Below are 18,684 nucleotides of genomic sequence, written 5' to 3'. Positions count from 1 at the left end.
TCACTATCTATTCCTTCGTCAAAGATATTTCTTTAGAAACATGCTATTATACACATAAAGCTACGCTGCTTTACAGAGACTTTTTTGCATAAATATACAAATATATTTTGATGGAGGTATTTAATAAATGTCCATTGCAGGCATTGTATTAGCAGGAGGAAAATCTTCTCGCTACGGTAAACCAAAAATGTTTGAAACCTATAACAAGAAATCATTTTACGAATATAGTATAGATGCATTAAAAGAAAATCACGTCACACCTATACTTGTGTCTACCAACCAAGATTTACTCCCTTATTTTCAAAGAAAGGATGTTGCATTTGCAGTTGAAAAATGCCCGTATCAAGGTCCTTTGTATGCAATTCATCACGCTTTAACTGCGATCGATTGCTGCGCTGAATGGTTCTTTATTCTTTCTTGCGATATTCCTTTTATTAATGCTGAGTTTGTTCATCACATGATCACACTGACCCAAACGGACTCACCTGACATTGTTCTTCCTGTTCAGCCTGATCACATTCACCCGCTTCTAGCACTCTATCACCGTAGAACGCTTCCTCTTATTGAACAACTCGTTACACAAGGTGAAAGAAGGCTTACGCAATTGTTGAATCAGACAAACGTCCTTCGCGTGCCTTTTTCAGCAGAAGATCCCACTTTTATAAATGTGAATCATCGCAGTGATTGGGAAGTATAAAGCTTCTTTGAATTATCCACCAATATGAGACATTTCCACTTTTTCAGCGCCTTGGACCTGTCTTCCATTAGCTCGTTCGTCTGAGTAACGATCTTTCCGATGATTCCAGATATCAGAAATGGTGTCACAAACAGTATGATCAGAGGCTTCTGACCGTATCAGTGTGCGGAGGTCATATCCTTTTGACGCGAACAAACAGGTATAGAGCTTTCCTTCAGCCGATACTCTTGCGCGTGAACAAGTGGAACAGAATGAATCTGTGACAGATGAAATGATACCAATTTCCTCTTCTGTCCCGACGTATCGATACCTGGTGGCTACTTCTCCCGTATAATGAGGCGTAATTTCTTCAAGAGGCATTTCTTGTCCAACTATATCAAGAATTTGTTTCTTTGTTATAACCTCATCCATTTTCCATCCGTTTGAATTTCCAACATCCATATATTCAATAAAACGCAGCGTATGTTTTTTGTCTTTAAAATAGTGGGCCATCGGAAGAATATCCTGCTCATTCTTGCCTTTTTGGACAACCATGTTTATTTTGATTGAAATCCCCGCAAGAGCTGCTGCTTCTATTCCTTCTAATACTCGTTTTACGCTTCCTCGGTTTCCATTCAACTCTTGAAATCTCACTTCATCAAGCGAGTCTAAGCTAACGGTTACTCTTGATAATCCCGCTTTTGATAAGGCTTCTGCATGCTTCTTTAACAGTGAGCCGTTTGTTGTTATGGCAATATCATCTATACCCTCAATTTGCTTCAGACGATTGATTAGATCTGGCAAGCCTTTTCTTAGCAGCGGCTCTCCTCCCGTTATACGCACTTTTTTTACTCCTAGCGATGCGAATAATCTAGTGAGTCTCTCTAATTCATCAAACGAAAGAATGTTTTCGGCAGGTAAAAATGGATAGTCTGCCCCAAAAATTTCTTCAGGCATACAATATCGACAGCGAAAGTTACAGCGATCTGTTACTGACAAACGCAAGTCTCGTAAAGGACGCTTTAAAGTATCAACTATAGCGTATGACATCTGCCTCATCTCTCCTCTCTCTAGCTGTCAGCTTCTCCACAGCAGATTAACTCTCTCTTAAAATTCTTTCCGGGCATGTATAAATATTCAACGAATCATTTCGAATAAACCCTACCGTTGTAATTCCCAATTCTTCTGCTAGATTTAAAGCAAGTTCAGTCGGGGCGGATTTTGAAAGAACCACTTCACACCCAATCTTCGCTACTTTCAACAAAATTTCTGAAGAAATACGGCCGCTGAAAACGACTACTTTATCTCTAATTGAAATATGGTGTTTTAAGCAATACCCGTATAGTTTATCTAGAGCATTATGCCTACCAATGTCCATTCTGCTAAGCATAAAGCCATTTTTATCACAAATAGCAGCGTTATGAACGCCACCCGTTTCTTGAAACGTAGCAGCAGATTGCTGCAGCTTATTCATCAATTGAAAACAATCCTTAATTGAAAGTTCTACCGATATATCGTTCATTTTTTTAGCAGTCAGTGCATCATTTATAAAGACAAACCCTTGTCTGCTCGCCCCGCAGCAAGACGTGATATATCGTTTATTTTGAAGGTTTTGAAAATACGGGTTTAATTTATCTATTGTAACATGAACATACCCTTCTTTTTCTTGAACCCATATGTTTTTAATGTCTGTGTATGCTCGGATAACCCCTTCAGATGCTAAATAGCCAATTACCATATCTTCAATGTATTGTGGGCTACATACCATCGTGACAAACTCTTCTTCATTAATTTTCACAGTCACAGGAAACTCCGTTACAATTTTATCTTCCACGCTTTCCATTTGACCATTTTTAAATCTAAGAACTGTACGCTTCTTAACGGTCGAGTTCATGTGATGTCTCCTTTTTTAAATAATGTTTTTATCAAAAACGAATACGGAAACCGCTATATTTTCTTTTATTTTCATATCTGAAAATAAATTAACCAACTTTGCTCCTACCAATTCTTCTAACCCTTCCGGCGGATTCGATGCATATACATCTTGGATCATTTTTGTTCGAGCTAGATGAACCATGTCACATCCTTCAGCAGTGCTTGCAATAAATGTTTCTGTCGGAGTTAAATTTCCATACAGTGTTGAGACAGCCATATTTTCAACAAAAACCGTATGTATTCTTTCCGGTCCTTTTCCAAATAAATCTTTTCGAAGCTTCCGAATAATATCATTAAATTCATGAATAGTTTTTGACATAATCAACGCTCTCCCACCGATTAAAATTAAATTGTGCATTTTATTCCTACAGTTTTTTTATCATAAATCAACACTTCAAAAAATAAAAGCCCAAAATCTTTGCAGCAAAACTTTTGAAGAGAGTTGGGTATTTAAAAAAGTTGTGCATTTAAAAACGTAGCGATATAATTATAAATAACCGAGATGGAATAATAATAATGAATTGTTATTACTCTATCACTTTTTCTTAACGATATAAATGGGCCGGATTGGCATATTAGTAAGACCTGCTAGTAAACTATTCCACCATGATTGCACTTCCCTTATTTAATTAGGCGTGTGTATTCATGGTGGTTTTTTGTTTTTATATAAAGGAGGAAAACAAATGAGTCGTGAAATCATCACTGTTCATATAAATGGTAACGAATACAAGGCAGCTTCAGGCTCTACCATACTCGAAATTATTAATCAGCAAAGCATTGAGCACCCTCAGATTTGTTATGTTCCTGAAGTGGATCCTATTCAAACTTGTGACACATGTATCGTTGAAATGAATGGCGAGTTAGTTCGTTCTTGTTCTACAAAAGCTGAAAACGGCATGAAGATTGAATTACAATCAGCACCCGCAAAAGCGGCACAGACGGAAGCAATGGATCGTTTATTAGAAAATCATTTGCTATACTGCACCGTTTGCGACAATAACAACGGAAACTGTAAATTACATAACACAGCCGAAATGATGGAGATTGAACATCAAAAATACCCCTATACGCCAAAGGCCTCAGAGAATGAAGTCGATATGTCTCATCCGTTCTACCGTTATGACCCTAATCAATGCATCGCTTGTGGCCAATGCGTAGAGGTTTGTCAAAATCTTCAAGTTAATGAAACACTCTCTATCGACTGGGAAGCGAAACGCCCCCGCGTTCTCTGGGATGACGGTGTAGCAATCAATGAGTCTTCTTGTGTGAGCTGCGGTCAATGTGTAACCGTATGCCCTTGTAATGCCTTGATGGAAAAATCCATGCTTGGAGAAGCTGGATTTATGACTGGGCTTCCAAAAGACGTTTTAAATCCAATGATTGATTTAGTTAAAGAAGTAGAACCTGGATACAGCGGAATTTTTGCTGTTTCAGAAGTGGAAGCCGCTATGCGCGAAACACGCACAAAAAAAACAAAAACTGTCTGTACATTTTGCGGAGTTGGATGTTCATTTGAAGTATGGACAAAAGGCCGTGAAATCCTTAAAGTTCAGCCTAGCTCTGATGCTCCCGCAAATGCCATTTCAACCTGTGTAAAAGGAAAATTCGGCTGGGATTTTGTAAACTCTGAAAAACGTATTACTAAGCCTTTAATCCGAAAAAATGGTGCATTTGTAGAGTCGTCATGGGAAGAAGCCCTCGACTTAGTAGCAAGCAGGTTAAGCTCTATTAATCAGCAGTATGGACATGGATCAGTTGGTTTTATTTCTTCTTCTAAGATTACAAACGAAGAAAACTATGTTATTCAAAAGCTGGCTCGCCAAATGTTTGAAACAAATGACGTAGACAACTGCTCTCGCTACTGTCAGTCTCCTGCAACTGATGGATTATTTCGAACAGTGGGAATGGGAGGCGATGCCGGCACGATAAAAGACATCGCAAAAGCTGGACTGGTTATCATCGTTGGAGCTAACCCTGCTGAAGGTCATCCTGTATTAGCAACTCGCATCAAACGCGCGCACAAGCTTCATGACCAAAAACTAATCGTCGCAGATTTGCGCAAAAACGAAATGGCTGAACGCTCTGACATTTTCATCAGTCCAAAACAAGGTACGGACCAAGTATGGCTAATGGCTGTAACAAAATACATGATTGACCAAGGATGGCACAATGAAAAATTCATCCAAGAAAACGTCAACTATTTTGAAGACTTTCACTCTTTGCTTGAAAAGTACACGCTTGAATATGCTGAACAAATTACGGGTATTCCAGCAGCAACGCTCATTCAAATAGCTGAAATGATTCGAGACGCCGATGGAACCTGTGTGCTGTGGGGCATGGGCGTAACGCAAAATACGGGAGGCTCTGATACATCAGCGGCTATCTCAAACCTGTTGCTTGCTACTGGAAACTATCGACGCCCTGGAGCGGGCGCTTATCCGCTCCGAGGCCACAATAACGTCCAAGGAGCATGTGATATGGGAACTCTTCCTGCTTGGCTTCCAGGCTATCAGCACGTCACAGACTCAGTCGCCCGAGCGAAATTTGAAAAAGCATACGGTGTAAAAATTAAAGATAAGCCAGGGCTTGATAATATTCAAATGCTGCATTCAATTGATGAAGGAAAAATGAAGGCCATGTACCTTGTCGGAGAAGATATGGCTCTTGTTGATTCAAATGCTAACCATGTACACGAAATATTATCAAATTTAGATTTTTTTGTCGTCCAAGACATTTTCCTTTCGAGAACGGCTCAATATGCTGATGTTGTACTTCCTGCTGTTCCTTCTCTTGAAAAAGACGGAACATTTACCAATACGGAGCGACGTGTCCAAAGATTGTATCAAGCATTACCAACGCTCGGTGATTCAAAGCCGGATTGGTGGATTGTTCAAGAGATTGCCAACCGCTTAGGTGCGAACTGGACGTATACACATCCTGGTGATATCTTTGCAGAAATGGCTAGTCTATCACCTTTATTCAGCCAAGCCAGCTACGAAAATCTTGAAGGCTGGAATAGCTTCTTATGGGGGAGCTTAGAGGGAAAAAGCACGCCGTTACTTTACGTCGATGGGTTTAATTTCCCAGATAAAAAAGCGCGCTTTGCTTTATCACATTGGGTACTTCCTGCCGAATTCCCAGAAGAATATGATCTACACATTAATAATGGAAGAATGTTAGAACATTTTCATGAAGGGAATATGACCAATAAATCGAGCGGCATCCAATCAAAAGTACCGGAAGTATTTGTAGAAATTTCACCTCAGCTTGCCAAGGAGCGTGAAATTGAAGAAGGTTCGCTTGTCAGATTAATCTCACCGTTTGGAGCAGTAAAAGTACAGGCATTAATTACAGAGCGAGTAAAAGCAAATGAGCTGTATCTTCCAATGCACTCTGTTCATAAAGATTCGGCTATTAACTTCTTGACCGGACCTGCAGTCGACCAACGAACAAATACGCCGGCTTACAAACAAACAAAAGTACGGATGGAAGTATTAAGTAAAGGTGGAGAAACGCCTTTACCGTCTACAAATCCGCGTAACAAAAAACGTCATCCTCAAAATGGGGTCGAGGTTCAGCGTAAATGGAACCGTCCTGGCTACGTCCATTTAACAAGTAAATAGGAGGAGAAAAGATGGCACAACCTATTACAGAAATTAAGAAACCTCTTCTAAGCGAGGAAGAAGAAAAACAACAAAAATTAGAAGATTTAACTTCTCTGCTGGCAGATAATGAAGAAGCATTGAACCGTATTCTCGGTATTGTTGGCGAACTTAACGACATGGGTGTTCTTGAAGCTGCTGATTCAATGATTCAAGCGAAAGAAAAAATCTCAAAAATTGCGCTTCATCAAATTTCCAGAGAACCGGTAACCAATTTAATTAATACTCTTATGGGTGCAAGCAGCGGTTTGATGAAGGCAGATCCAGAGGTAACTGCTAAACTTGTAAATAGCGCAACAGCTGGTATGAACGAAGCGAATGAATATGTAAAAACCGGAAAAAAAGTAAGTGCATTAGCTCTTATAAAAGCGCTAAACGATCCAGATGTCAATCGTGCAATTGGATTTGGGCTTCACTTTTTAAAAGGAATGGGCAAAGCGTTGGAAGAATAAATGAAGCAGCGACTTGAAAGTTTTCCCCCTTTCAAGTCGCTGTTTTCTTTTTAGGAAGTCAAATTTAAAATGAACGTGATATAGTTATACTAAATTGCTTTACTACAACTAACTGAGGTGACACGATGCAACAATACTTTAAACCCTTATTCGCACTATTATTTTTAATTATGTTTACTGCTGCTTGTTCGAACGAAACAAATACCGATCAATCCGCAGCTCAGCACAAAAACATCAGCTTAACGATATCCGCTGCGGCCAGCTTAAAAGATGCGCTCACTGATATTCAAAAGCAATATGAAAAAAAGCATCCAAATATAGACTTGAAATTTAATTTTGGAGCTTCAGGCTCGCTGCAACAGCAAGTTACAAACGGCGCACCTGTTGATTTATTTTTTTCAGCAGCGGAAGACAAGTTTGATGCACTAGTAAAAGCAGGAGCTATCTCCAAAGAGAATGGTGCTGACTTGGTTGGCAATGACCTTGTGCTTATCGTGCCAAAGAATAATACGTCTGCTATCACAAATTTTGAAGATCTATCAAAGCCGACTGTTCAAAAAATTGCACTTGGAATACCAGAATCCGTTCCTGCCGGACAGTATGCGAAGGAGACTTTTGAACACATGAATCTCTGGAAAAACATTGAGCCAAAAACCGTCTATGCGAAAGACGTACGCCAGGTGCTTTCCTATGTAGAGACAGGAAACGTTGAAGCTGGGGTGGTTTATAAAACCGATGCCTTGATTTCAAAAAAGGTGAAGATTGTCGCTACTGCAGATAATAGCACTCACAAACCAATTGTATATCCTGTAGGCGTTATTAAGGATTCGAAACATCCACAAGAAGCAAAAGCTTTTTATCAATTTTTACAAAGTAAGACGGCTCTTGACACTTTAAAGAAATACGGTTTCACTGCAAATTGAGGCCGCTATGATTCAAGAATTTTTATCTCCTCTTCAGCTATCGCTTAAAATTGCATTAGTAGCAGGATTTGTCGTTATTATTTTAGGCACTGTTATAGGAAAACTGTTATCCAGGAAACACTTTAAGGGAAAAGTGATGATTGAAACGGCGTTAATGCTCCCGTTGGTGCTCCCTCCGTCCGTTGTTGGATTTTTATTGATTGTCATATTGGGGAAACACAGCCTGCTCGGCCGGGCAATTGAATGGGTCTTTCAACAACCCGTTATTTTCACATGGTGGGCAGCTGTTATTGCCTCCGTTGTCGTTGCGTTTCCGCTTATGTATCAATCTGCCAAAACAGGCTTTCAAGGCGTTGATTACGAAATTGAAGACGCAGCTCGAGTAGATGGTGCAAGCGAATGGAAAGTCTTTTTCTTTATTTCTATCCCTTTAGCTTCTAAAGCCATCGTAACAGGAGGAGTGCTAAGTCTGGCAAGAGCACTCGGAGAGTTTGGAGCCACTTTGATGTTTGCCGGCAATATTCCAGGTGAAACTCAAACTGTGCCTACCGCTATCTACGTAGCGATTGACTCTGGAAACATGAATCTCGCTTGGCTATGGGTTATTTCAATCGTCTTTCTTTCCTTTCTTATGCTGCTTTTTGTTCAGCTTAAACAAAAATAAAAGGATGCCTCTTTGTGTAACAGGCATCCTTTTATTTCTTTCCTGCTTTTTTCAATTTTACATAAATTATAAATTAAAAAGGAGCTAATCAAATGAAGAGCATACATTTGATTAACTCCTGTTATAGGTAAGGTAAGCCACCATACAATATGTATTGGTGGAGACGGTGGGAGTCGAACCCACGTCCAGAAATATCGCCACTTAAGCGTCTACGAGTGTAGTTGGCATATTGATCATTCGCGAGCTGTTCTGCCTACCAACAGGCGTCCCAGTCGCTAGTCTGATTATTCTCTTCCTTCGTCCTCAGACGGCGAACTCCGGCGTAGCCCACTTAAAGTGAGTCCCTTACCCTACCACATGGGCGATGGAGGGAGGAACCGCTAAGCTACTATTATGCAGCTAAAGCGAAGTTATTGTTAGATTTGCCAGTTATTATTGGCGTTGATGTTTTAACGAGGCCATCTCCTCGACTCGCAACCTAAGCTCGAACTACCCCTGTCGAATCCGTAACGTCCCCATATAAAAGGGAGTCGGAATGTGTAAGAAAAAATCTTACATCAGATAGCGACTTCAGTGTGCAAAATGAAATCTAACTGATAACAATACTTATTATATCACAAAATGAGCATTTTGCAATTGTAAGATTTTGTAATGTTACATCTTTTGACGATCACGAAATGCTCGTTCGATATCGCGCTTCGCTTCTTTTTGCTTTAAGTCTTCACGCTTGTCATATTTCTTTTTACCCTTACCAAGCCCTAGTAAAACCTTTGCGTATCCATTTTTTAAATACACTTTTAAAGGAACTAATGAATAACCCGTTTCTTTTGAATAGCCAATTAGCTTGCTGATTTCACGCTTATGCAGCAATAGCTTTCGTGTACGCAACGGCTCATGATTGTATCGATTTCCTTGTTCGTAAGGACTAACGTGCATATTGTGTAGAAATACTTCTCCGTTTTGCACACGAGCAAAAGAGTCCTTTAAATTTACACGCCCATTACGAATTGATTTAATTTCCGTTCCTTGTAGAACAATACCCGTCTCATATGTTTCTTCAATAAAAAAGTCGTGGCGGGCTTTTTTGTTTTGTGCAATTAATTTCCCTTCACCTTTTGGCATAAAACGTTCCTTCCCTTCAGCCGTACTTACGTATATGTATGATATTATGTATCATTTTACTGTATGGAAATCTAAACAACAACTAAAACGTTTAATGGAGCTGTTTTGAAGCAGAAGGAATACCCTTCTGCTTCACTGCTGTCGATTTCGATTATTTACGCTTTTTCTTTTTGCGCTTAACATTTGGGGCACCCTCGAAGAATCTCTTTTTCTTTTTCTTCTTTGGCTTTTGAGTAGACCACTCTTCATTTTTGCTTCGGCTGCCCTCGCGACCTTTTCCTTTATCATCTTTGCGTGACTTTTGTTTTGCTTTAATCACTTTAGGACGGTCTTTAGATAAGCGTTTGCGACTTTCTTTCATTCCTACAATAATAAAGTCAACCGAACGCTCGTCTTTATTCACATCGGCGACTTTCACTTCAATTTCGTCTCCAATTCGGAAGACATTGCCCGTTTTTTCTCCAATCATCGCATAGTGACGTTCGTCGTAACGATAATAGTCATCTGTTAAGTCACTGACGTGAACTAAACCTTCAATCGTATTTTCTAGCTCCACGAACATTCCAAAGTTAGTAACAGAGCTAATAATACCATTAAATACTTCCCCAACCTTATCAGCCATAAACTCAGCTTTTTTCATATCGTCCGTTTCCCGCTCAGCGTCAACTGAACGACGTTCCATATTAGAAGAATGCTCAGCAACATCAGGCAGAAGCTCGCGCCATTTTTCTTGCGTTTGCTGATCTGTTTTTCCTTCAATTAAATACGTGCGAATGAGACGATGAACGATTAAATCCGGATAACGACGGATTGGAGACGTAAAATGCGTATAGAACTCAGCTGATAAACCAAAGTGGCCTAAACTTTCTGCTTCATATTTCGCTTGTTTCATCGAACGAAGCATAACAGTTGAAATAACCATCTCTTCAGGCGTGCCTTTTACTTCTTCTAAAATATCCTGTAGCGCACGCGGATGAATATCGTTTCCTGTTCCTTTCACCGTGTAACCAAAGTTTGTAATGAACTCTAAGAAACGAGTAAGCTTCTCTGCATCTGGATCTTCATGAATACGATAAATGAACGGTACGTTCATCCAGTGAAAATGTTCTGCTACTGTTTCATTCGCCGCTAGCATAAATTCTTCGATTAGCTTTTCAGCAACCGAACGTTCACGCAAAATAACATCGTGAGGATGGCCATCATCATCTACTAATACTTTTGCTTCTTTGAAATCAAAATCAATGGCCCCGCGATCCATTCTCTTTTTACGAAGAATAGCTGCCAGATTTTCCATACGCTCAAACATCGGAACGATTGGCTCGTAGCGTTCTAACACTTCTTCATCTTTATCCACTAAGATTTTGTTAACGTCTGAATACGTCATTCGTTCTGTCGTTTTGATGACACTTTCAAAAATCTCATGTTTCACTACTTCACCCTGTGGATCGATTTCCATCTCACAAGAAAGCGTAAAACGGTTAACTTTTGGATTTAATGAGCAAATTCCATTAGATAAACGGTGAGGAATCATCGGAATAACTCGGTCTACTAAATAGACGCTTGTTCCGCGCTCTGCTGCTTCTACATCAATCGGAGAACCTTCTTTAACGTAGTGACTTACATCTGCAATATGGACGCCTAATTTGTAGTTTCCATTTTCAAGCTCTGTAACCGTTACGGCGTCATCCAAATCTTTTGCATCTGCTCCGTCAATGGTTACAATAACTTGATCACGAAGATCGCGGCGGTTGCCAATATCTTTTTCGTCAATCGTTTCAGGTGTATCAATTGCTTGTGTTAAAGCATCAGCAGGAAATTCTTGAGGAAGACCGTGCTTATGGATAACAGAAATGATATCGATCCCCGGATCGTTTTTATGTCCAAGAATTTGAACAACTTTTCCTTCTGCATTCATGCGGCCTTCCGGATAGGTTGTCAGTTCTACTACTACTTTATGGCCTTCAACCGCACCGTTTCTTGCTGCTTTGGGAATAAAAATATCACCTGCAATTTTTTTGTCATCCGCAATCACAAAGCCAAAATTTTTGCTTTGCGTATACGTACCTACAATTTGCTGGGTACCTCGTTCTAAGATTTTTACAATGGTTCCTTCACGACGAGCACCTGATGATTCTGATGACACTCTTGCAAGCACAATATCTCCGTGCATAGCATTGTTTGTTTCAGTAGGGGGAATAAATACATCACCCGCATCTTTTTCTTCAGGAACTACGAACGCAAACCCTTTTGCATGTCCGCTTACTTTCCCTTTGACAAAATTCATTTGTTCCGGCAGCCCGTAGCGATCGTTTCTTGCTCGGATAATTAAACCCTTCTCTTCCATAATAACAAGTGCCTTCACAAACTCTTTGAATGACTCTGCATCCTCAGTATTAAATTCTTTTGCAAGCTCTTGGACAGTCAAAGGTTTGTAATTATCCCTTTTCATAAAATCCAATATTTCATTTATATAGGGCTGATTTTCTTCTTTCACATCATGTCCCTCCTTTTTCTTTATTCGTATTATCTCTATCACCAATCAAGTGATTCCAAAAATGCATATACATCCTCGTGAAGCTGATCACGCTCTTTATCAAAGGTAATGGTATGACCAGATTCTTCGTACCATTTTATATCTTTTGTAGGAGACTCGACGCTATTATAAATAATATTGGCGCTGTCTGTATTAATCATATGATCATGACGACCTTGTACAACAAATGTCGGTGCATAAATCATATCAACTGAATTTCGCACTTCAGCGATTAATTCCTGTAAAGACTTTAATGTGTTCATTGGTGTTTGCTTGAACTCTTCCATTTCTTGTTCAATCTGTTCAGACGATTTACCTTCACGCTTTTTATATTCGCGTGCATACGCTAAAACACCTTCATACATGACTTCTTCACTCTTTATATACATAGGGGCGCACATAGGCACAATACCCTTTATAGGTACAGTGTAACCTAATTTCAGTGAAAATACGCCACCTAGTGAAAGACCTACAGCGGCAATACTTTCATGCCCTTTGCTTTTCAAAAACTCATAGCCGTCCATGACATCTTTCCACCAATCTTTTGGACCAGTATGAACAAGTTCTTCAGGCGCTACGCCATGTCCTTTGTAATGAGGTGCGTGGCATGTGTATCCTTTTTTTTCTAAAAAACGACCTAACATACGAACATCAGCAGAATTTCCGGTAAAACCATGAAGTAATAAAACAGCTTTTTCGCCGCCTTCAAATGTAAATGGCTTTGGTTGTGCAATTTTCATATATCATTTAACTCCTTTTAGTTATAATATCTGCAGTCCTAATAGAAAAAAACATGTATTTATGTGACGGTCATCACATAAAAAGAGATGTAGCCATCAACTTTTACGCTTTTATACTATATTTAGTACTTTTTTCTAAAGCTATATTATATCATTACTTAAAAATGAAATTAAAGTATTCAACACGCCCATTAAAAAACCACCTAATACATAAGTTGGTATACACCAAGTACATATGCATTAGGTGGCAGTCTATCCAGTAACATATTAAAGTTTGAAATAAGATACAGCAAGTGTTAACACAAAGAATAAGATAGATAACACTACTGTCAAACGGTGTAAAACTAAGTCAATTCCACGTGCTTTTTGTTTCCCAAATAACGTTTCAGCTCCACCGGAAATAGCTCCAGATAATCCAGTAGTTTTACTTGATTGTAAAACGACCACAACAATCAAAGCAATTGAAACAATCACTAGCAAAGTAATCAGCAATGTATGCACTAAGACACACCTCCTACACCAAGTAATAGTCAATCAGCGGGGTTTCTTCATCCCTTCTGATTGGCATTACCGGGGATAAAGTACGCGCACTACGCTAACGTTAATTTATCATAAAAAACCCTCTCGTACAAGTAATGGCAGTGAAATACAACGGATTTTAACGTAAAAAAACGGATGACAATCGTCATCCGTTTTTTATACTTTCAACTTATTTTTTTAAGTTGTAGAAAGATTTAGCGCCATCGTATACAGCTAGAATACCTAGCTCGTCTTCGATGCGTAGTAATTGGTTGTATTTCGCAATACGATCTGTACGGCTCATAGAACCAGTTTTGATTTGACCAGCGTTTGTTGCAACAGCGATATCAGCGATTGTTGCATCTTCAGTTTCACCAGAACGGTGAGAAACTACTGCTGTGTAACCAGCACGTTTAGCCATTTCGATAGCTTCGAACGTTTCAGTTAATGTACCGATTTGGTTAACTTTGATAAGGATAGAGTTACCTACGCCTTGTTCGATACCTTGAGCAAGTTTTTTCGTGTTTGTTACGAATAGATCGTCACCAACAAGCTGTACTTTTCCGCCAATGCGCTCAGTTAATAGCTTGTGACCATCCCAGTCATTTTCGTCTAAACCGTCTTCGATTGAAACGATTGGGAATTCGTTAACTAACTGCTCGTAGAAATCTACCATTTCAGCAGAAGTTACGCCTGTACGGCCTTCGCCTGCTAAATCATATTTACCAGTTTCTTTGTTGAAGAACTCAGAAGAAGCTACGTCCATACCTAATTGGATGTCTTTACCAGCTTCGTAACCAGCTTTTGTGATTGCTTCTACGATTACTTCTAATGCTTCACGGTTAGAACCTAAGTTAGGAGCGAAACCACCTTCGTCACCTACAGCTGTGTTTAAGCCTTTAGCAGATAAAACAGATTTTAACGCGTGGAATACTTCAGCACCCATACGGATTGCTTCTTTGAATGTAGGAGCTCCTACAGGTAAGATCATGAATTCTTGGAAGTCAACGTTGTTATCAGCATGAGAACCACCGTTGATGATGTTCATCATTGGAGTTGGTAATTGCTTAGCGTTGAATCCACCAAGGTAACGGTATAATGGAAGACCTACGAAATCAGCTGCTGCGTGAGCTACTGCCATAGATACACCAAGAATAGCATTGGCACCTAATTTACCTTTGTTTTCAGTACCGTCTAACTCGATCATAAGTCGGTCGATACCGATTTGATCAGTTACGTCCATACCTACTAATTCAGGAGCGATAATTTCGTTTACGTTTTCTACTGCTTTTAATACACCTTTACCTAGGTAGCGAGATTTGTCACCATCGCGTAATTCTACTGCTTCGTATTCACCAGTAGAAGCACCACTTGGTACTAAAGCGCGTCCGAAAGCGCCTGATTCAGTATATACTTCAACTTCAACTGTTGGGTTACCGCGAGAATCTAATACTTCGCGTGCATAAATGTCAAGAATTGCTGGCATTTTAAAACTCTCCTTTATAATTAATTATTTAATTAATGTTTTACCTGTCATTTCTTTTGGCTGTGCTACATCTAGAAGAGTAAGCATCGTAGGAGCTAGATCTCCTAGAATACCGTCTTCACGAAGCTCTAAGCCTTGTTTGGTTACGATTACTGGAACAGGATTCGTTGTATGAGCCGTCATTGGATTACCTTCAAGCGTAATCACTTCATCAGCATTACCATGGTCTGCTGTGATGATTGCTGTACCGCCTTTAGCTAAAATTGCATCTACAATTTTGCCTAAGCACTCATCTACTGTTTCAATTGCTTTTACCGTTGGTTCTAACATACCTGAATGGCCTACCATATCAGGATTTGCAAAGTTTAATAAAATAGCGTCTTGCTTATCGCCTTCGATTTCTGCAAGCAACGCGTCCGTCACTTCATAAGCACTCATCTCAGGTTTCAAGTCATATGTTGCTACTTTTGGTGAATCGATTAAGATACGTGTTTCACCAGGAAACTCTGCTTCACGTCCACCGCTCATAAAGAACGTTACGTGAGGATATTTTTCTGTCTCGGCAATACGAAGCTGCTTTAAGTTATTTTGAGATAATACTTCACCAAGCGTGTTATCCAAGTTAATTGGCTTAAAGGCTACATATCCGTCAACTGTTTCGCTGAAGTGAGTTAAACATACAAAATGTAAGTTTTTCGAATGTTTTTCACCACGATCAAATGAACGGAAATCTTCGTTTGCGAACGTATTTGAAATTTGAATTGCGCGATCCGGACGGAAGTTGTAGAAAATAACTGCATCTTCGTCTTGAATTGTCGCAACTGGCGATCCGTCTTCTTTTGTAATAACAGAAGGTAAAACGAATTCGTCATAGATTCCATTTTCATACGAATCTTTTACGCACTCTTCAGCGCTTGTATATGATGGACCTTCGCCGTACACCATTGCGCGGTATGATTTCTCTACGCGCTCCCAGCGTTTGTCGCGGTCCATTGAGTAGTAACGTCCTGAAATTGTTGCAATTTCACCAACGCCATACTCTTCAATTTTTTCATTAAGTTCTTTTAAATACGTTTCAGCAGATTGAGGTGCTACGTCACGACCATCTAAGAAGCCATGAATGTAGACTTTTTCTAAGCCTTCACTCTTAGCTAGACGCAATAATGCATATAGATGTTCGATATGACTGTGTACACCGCCATCAGATAAAAGCCCGAAAAGATGAAGATTTGTACCCTTTTCTTTTGCGTGCTTTACAGCTGCTAGAAGCGTTTCGTTTTGTTCAAACTCGCCTTCACGAATTGCTACGTTTACACGAGTTAAGCTTTGGTACACAATTCGGCCTGCGCCGATGTTTAAGTGACCTACTTCAGAGTTACCCATTTGGCCTTCTGGTAAGCCTACAGCTTCTCCAGACGCCTCAAGTGTAGCATGAGGATACTCGTTCCAGAAACGGTCGAAGTTTGGTTTTTTTGCATGTGTTACCGCATTACCTTTATCTTCATCGCGTAATGCAAAACCATCTAAGATGATTAATGCTACTGGCTTTTTACTCATTACTTACCAGCCTCCAAAAGCTGTAAGAAAGAATCTGCTTCTAAGCTTGCTCCACCTACTAAAGCTCCGTCAATGTCTGATTGAGACATATATTCTTTAATATTAGCAGGTTTTACGCTACCGCCGTATTGAATACGTACAGCATCTGCAACATCTTGAGAGAATTGTTCTGCAACAACGCTACGGATGTATGCACAAACTTCGTTTGCACCTTCAGCAGTTGAAGATTTACCTGTACCGATTGCCCAGATTGGCTCATATGCGATAACTGTTTGTTTTACTTGCTCATCAGTTAGACCAGCTAATGCTTTTTGTACTTGATTAGCTACAACTGTTTTTGTTTGATCTTGTTCGTACTCTTCATTTGTTTCACCGCAGCACACGATTGGTGTTAAACCGTGTTTGAATGCAGAAATTGTTTTTTGGTTTACTGTTTCGTCCGTTTCAGCAAACATTTCACGACGCTCAGAGTGTCCTAAAATGACATAGTTCACACCTAAGTCTGCTAAAGCAACAGGGCTCACTTCTCCAGTGAACGCACCGTTTTCTTCAAAGTGCATGTTTTGTGCACCAATTTTTAAGTCTGTGCCTTTAGTCGCTTCTACTAAACGATCTAAAAATAGTGCAGGTGCACATACTACTGATTCTACGCTTTCAGGAGATGGTACTGCTCCTTTTACTTCTTCAACAAAGCTAGTTGCTTCAGAAAGTACTTTGTTCATTTTCCAGTTTCCTGCAATAATTGGTTTACGCATGTATAACACCGTCCTTTGTTTATTGTGGGTTTTCCCTTCACGCGTTAGATGTCCAAGAGGGTGCTGTTAAAAGTGATTCGGTCTCTTTTATCTCTTGGTCATCCATCTTCGCTGCTTGATAATTTTTTATATTATCAGTCGTCAGGTCGGTCCTCCGTCTTACTGAAACATAAACTTACTTATCGTTTAATGCAACTACGCCTGGAAGTTCTTTACCTTCCATAAACTCTAGTGACGCACCGCCACCTGTAGAAATATGGCTCATTTTATCAGCTAAGTTGAATTTTTCAACAGCTGCTGCAGAGTCTCCTCCGCCGATTACTGAATATGTGTCAGTTGCTTCTGCTAAAGCTTCTGCTACTGCTTTTGTTCCGTTAGCAAATGCGTCTAATTCAAATACACCCATTGGTCCATTCCAAATAACTAACTTAGAGTTTTTGATTACGTCAGCATAGATTTCGCGCGTTTTCGGTCCTGCGTCTAAGCCTTCCCAATCGCTTGGAATATCTTCAATTGATACAACTTGAATATTAGCATCATTTGAGAAGTCATCTGCTACTACCACGTCCACTGGCATGTAGAAGTTTACTCCGTTTTTCTTAGCTTTTTCCATGAAAGATTTTGCAAGTTCAATCTTGTCTTCTTCAAGAAGTGATTTACCTACTTCATGGCCTAGTGCCTTAATAAATGTGTAAGAAAGTCCTCCACCGATGATTAAGTTATCTACTTTATCAAGCAAGTGGTCAATTACACCGATTTTGTCTTTAACTTTTGCTCCACCAACGATTGCAGTAAATGGACGTTCTGGGTTTGATAATGCTTTTGAAAGCACATCAAGCTCTTTTTCCATTAAGAAACCTGCTACTGCTGGAATATGTTGTGCAATTCCTTCTGTTGAAGCATGCGCACGGTGAGCTGCACCGAATGCATCGTTTACGTACACGTCTGCTAATTCAGCAAATGCTTTTGCTAATTCAGGATCGTTTTTCTCTTCACCTGGGTAAAAACGTACGTTTTCAAGTACTAAAACATCGCCTTCGCTCATGCCGTCGATTGTTTTCTTTACTTCTTCACCAAAAGCTTCGTCAGCTTTTGCAACGTCTTTACCAAGAAGAGCTTGTAAACGTTCTGCAACAGCATTTAGACGTAACTCTTCAACAACTTCGCCTTTTGGACGTCCAAGATGGCTAGCTAAAATTACTTTTGCACCTTGTTCTACTAAATATTGAATAGTAGGAATAGCTGCACGAATACGAGTTTCATCTGTTACTTTTCCGTCTTTCATTGGTACGTTAAAGTCTACGCGACAAAATACTCGCTTTCCTTTTACATCGATGTCTTTCAACGTTTTTTTGTTCATCGTTAAAAGGCCTCCTTAAGTATTTATGGTACTAAGCAAGTAGGCTTCTATGTAATCATCAATCCACAAACCACCGTAGATTTCATTTTATATATTGGCGCCTTTCTATATAAAGTGAAACTCCAGTTAGCTGCTTATGACGCTTTTTCATGTAGAAGCCAATACATAAATCAAGGAAGAGGGGGTATGCCCCTCTCTTCCTTAGCAAGTCTTATTATAGTCGTTCTATTTTCAGATATCCAATAAAAAAGGAAAGTCTAGTCGATTTCTGTCTTATTGAATAAAATAGAAGCGAATTTT

16 protein-coding genes and 1 other RNA gene are annotated in these 18,684 nt (G+C 39.6%); 5 read left to right on the top strand and 12 right to left on the bottom strand.

Annotated elements, in window-relative coordinates:
• Positions 1 to 127 precede the first annotated feature (127 nt).
• Positions 128 to 697, top strand: a complete 570-nt coding sequence (gene mobA, locus ACFX4R_RS19440) for a molybdenum cofactor guanylyltransferase (protein ID WP_098333930.1) — start codon at positions 128 to 130, stop codon at positions 695 to 697.
• A 12-nt stretch (positions 698 to 709) separates the two neighbouring features.
• On the opposite strand, the gene moaA is transcribed toward mobA, so the two are convergent.
• The 3 genes from moaA to ACFX4R_RS19425 all read right to left on the bottom strand — a co-directional run bounded on the left by moaA (position 710) and on the right by ACFX4R_RS19425 (position 2,930).
• The gene (moaA, locus tag ACFX4R_RS19435; RefSeq protein WP_377570102.1) at positions 710 to 1,726 is read right to left on the bottom strand and encodes a GTP 3',8-cyclase MoaA; all 1,017 of its coding nucleotides are present in this window, start codon (positions 1,724 to 1,726) and stop codon (positions 710 to 712) included.
• A gap of 46 nt (positions 1,727 to 1,772) precedes the next feature.
• A complete protein-coding gene (fdhD, locus tag ACFX4R_RS19430) occupies positions 1,773 to 2,519 on the bottom strand; it encodes a formate dehydrogenase accessory sulfurtransferase FdhD (RefSeq protein ID WP_370506938.1) in 747 nt (248 codons plus the stop codon).
• 66 nt (positions 2,520 to 2,585) lie between these two features.
• Complete coding sequence (locus ACFX4R_RS19425; RefSeq protein WP_013085380.1) at positions 2,586 to 2,930, bottom strand: Na-translocating system protein MpsC family protein; 345 nt, start codon at positions 2,928 to 2,930, stop codon at positions 2,586 to 2,588.
• A 364-nt stretch (positions 2,931 to 3,294) separates the two neighbouring features.
• Here ACFX4R_RS19425 and fdhF point away from each other — a divergent pair, with 364 nt between their 5' ends.
• The 4 genes from fdhF (at position 3,295) to modB (ending at position 8,312) form a co-directional block, all read left to right on the top strand.
• Positions 3,295 to 6,234, top strand: a complete 2,940-nt coding sequence (gene fdhF, locus ACFX4R_RS19420; protein ID WP_097824878.1) for a formate dehydrogenase subunit alpha — start codon at positions 3,295 to 3,297, stop codon at positions 6,232 to 6,234.
• An 11-nt stretch (positions 6,235 to 6,245) separates the two neighbouring features.
• Complete coding sequence (locus ACFX4R_RS19415; protein WP_013085382.1) at positions 6,246 to 6,725, top strand: helical membrane plugin domain-containing protein; 480 nt, start codon at positions 6,246 to 6,248, stop codon at positions 6,723 to 6,725.
• Positions 6,726 to 6,850: 125 nt separating this feature from the next.
• Positions 6,851 to 7,648 carry a molybdate ABC transporter substrate-binding protein gene (modA, locus tag ACFX4R_RS19410; protein ID WP_034648423.1) on the top strand — a complete coding sequence of 266 codons (798 nt, stop codon included), beginning with the start codon at positions 6,851 to 6,853 and terminating at the stop codon, positions 7,646 to 7,648.
• Positions 7,649 to 7,655: 7 nt separating this feature from the next.
• Complete coding sequence (gene modB / locus ACFX4R_RS19405; protein WP_377570100.1) at positions 7,656 to 8,312, top strand: molybdate ABC transporter permease subunit; 657 nt, start codon at positions 7,656 to 7,658, stop codon at positions 8,310 to 8,312.
• Between the two features lie 155 nt (positions 8,313 to 8,467).
• Here modB and ssrA read toward each other — a convergent pair.
• The 9 genes from ssrA to ACFX4R_RS19360 form a co-directional block, all read right to left on the bottom strand.
• Positions 8,468 to 8,829: a transfer-messenger RNA gene (gene ssrA, locus ACFX4R_RS19400) on the bottom strand.
• Positions 8,830 to 8,966: 137 nt separating this feature from the next.
• Positions 8,967 to 9,434 carry an SsrA-binding protein SmpB gene (gene smpB, locus ACFX4R_RS19395; RefSeq protein ID WP_034648422.1) on the bottom strand — a complete coding sequence of 156 codons (468 nt, stop codon included), beginning with the start codon at positions 9,432 to 9,434 and terminating at the stop codon, positions 8,967 to 8,969.
• A gap of 151 nt (positions 9,435 to 9,585) precedes the next feature.
• Positions 9,586 to 11,928, bottom strand: coding sequence for a ribonuclease R (gene rnr / locus ACFX4R_RS19390; protein ID WP_097824880.1), 2,343 nt, complete (start codon positions 11,926 to 11,928; stop codon positions 9,586 to 9,588).
• Positions 11,929 to 11,966: 38 nt separating this feature from the next.
• Positions 11,967 to 12,707 carry an alpha/beta hydrolase gene (locus ACFX4R_RS19385; RefSeq protein WP_013059696.1) on the bottom strand — a complete coding sequence of 247 codons (741 nt, stop codon included), beginning with the start codon at positions 12,705 to 12,707 and terminating at the stop codon, positions 11,967 to 11,969.
• Between the two features lie 267 nt (positions 12,708 to 12,974).
• Positions 12,975 to 13,208, bottom strand: coding sequence for a preprotein translocase subunit SecG (secG, locus tag ACFX4R_RS19380; protein WP_013059697.1), 234 nt, complete (start codon positions 13,206 to 13,208; stop codon positions 12,975 to 12,977).
• Between the two features lie 208 nt (positions 13,209 to 13,416).
• A complete protein-coding gene (gene eno, locus ACFX4R_RS19375; protein ID WP_377570097.1) occupies positions 13,417 to 14,712 on the bottom strand; it encodes a phosphopyruvate hydratase in 1,296 nt (431 codons plus the stop codon).
• A gap of 24 nt (positions 14,713 to 14,736) precedes the next feature.
• On the bottom strand, positions 14,737 to 16,269 hold the full coding sequence (gpmI, locus tag ACFX4R_RS19370) for a 2,3-bisphosphoglycerate-independent phosphoglycerate mutase (RefSeq protein ID WP_377570095.1): 1,533 nt from the start codon (positions 16,267 to 16,269) through the stop codon (positions 14,737 to 14,739).
• A complete protein-coding gene (gene tpiA / locus ACFX4R_RS19365) occupies positions 16,269 to 17,024 on the bottom strand; it encodes a triose-phosphate isomerase (protein ID WP_043977318.1) in 756 nt (251 codons plus the stop codon). Before tpiA ends, gpmI begins: the two co-directional genes overlap by 1 nt.
• Before the next feature lie 175 nt (positions 17,025 to 17,199).
• Entirely contained in the window at positions 17,200 to 18,384 is a 1,185-nt protein-coding gene (locus tag ACFX4R_RS19360) for a phosphoglycerate kinase (RefSeq protein ID WP_013059701.1), read from the bottom strand.
• Positions 18,385 to 18,684 lie beyond the last annotated feature (300 nt).

It is taken from the genome of Priestia sp. YIM B13490, from assembly GCF_042787735.1.
In the GTDB taxonomy this organism is placed as follows: Bacteria; Bacillota; Bacilli; order Bacillales; family Bacillaceae_H; genus Priestia; species Priestia megaterium.
Note: the sequence above shows the minus strand (reverse complement) of the source record. Positions and strands in the feature narration are given on the sequence as shown.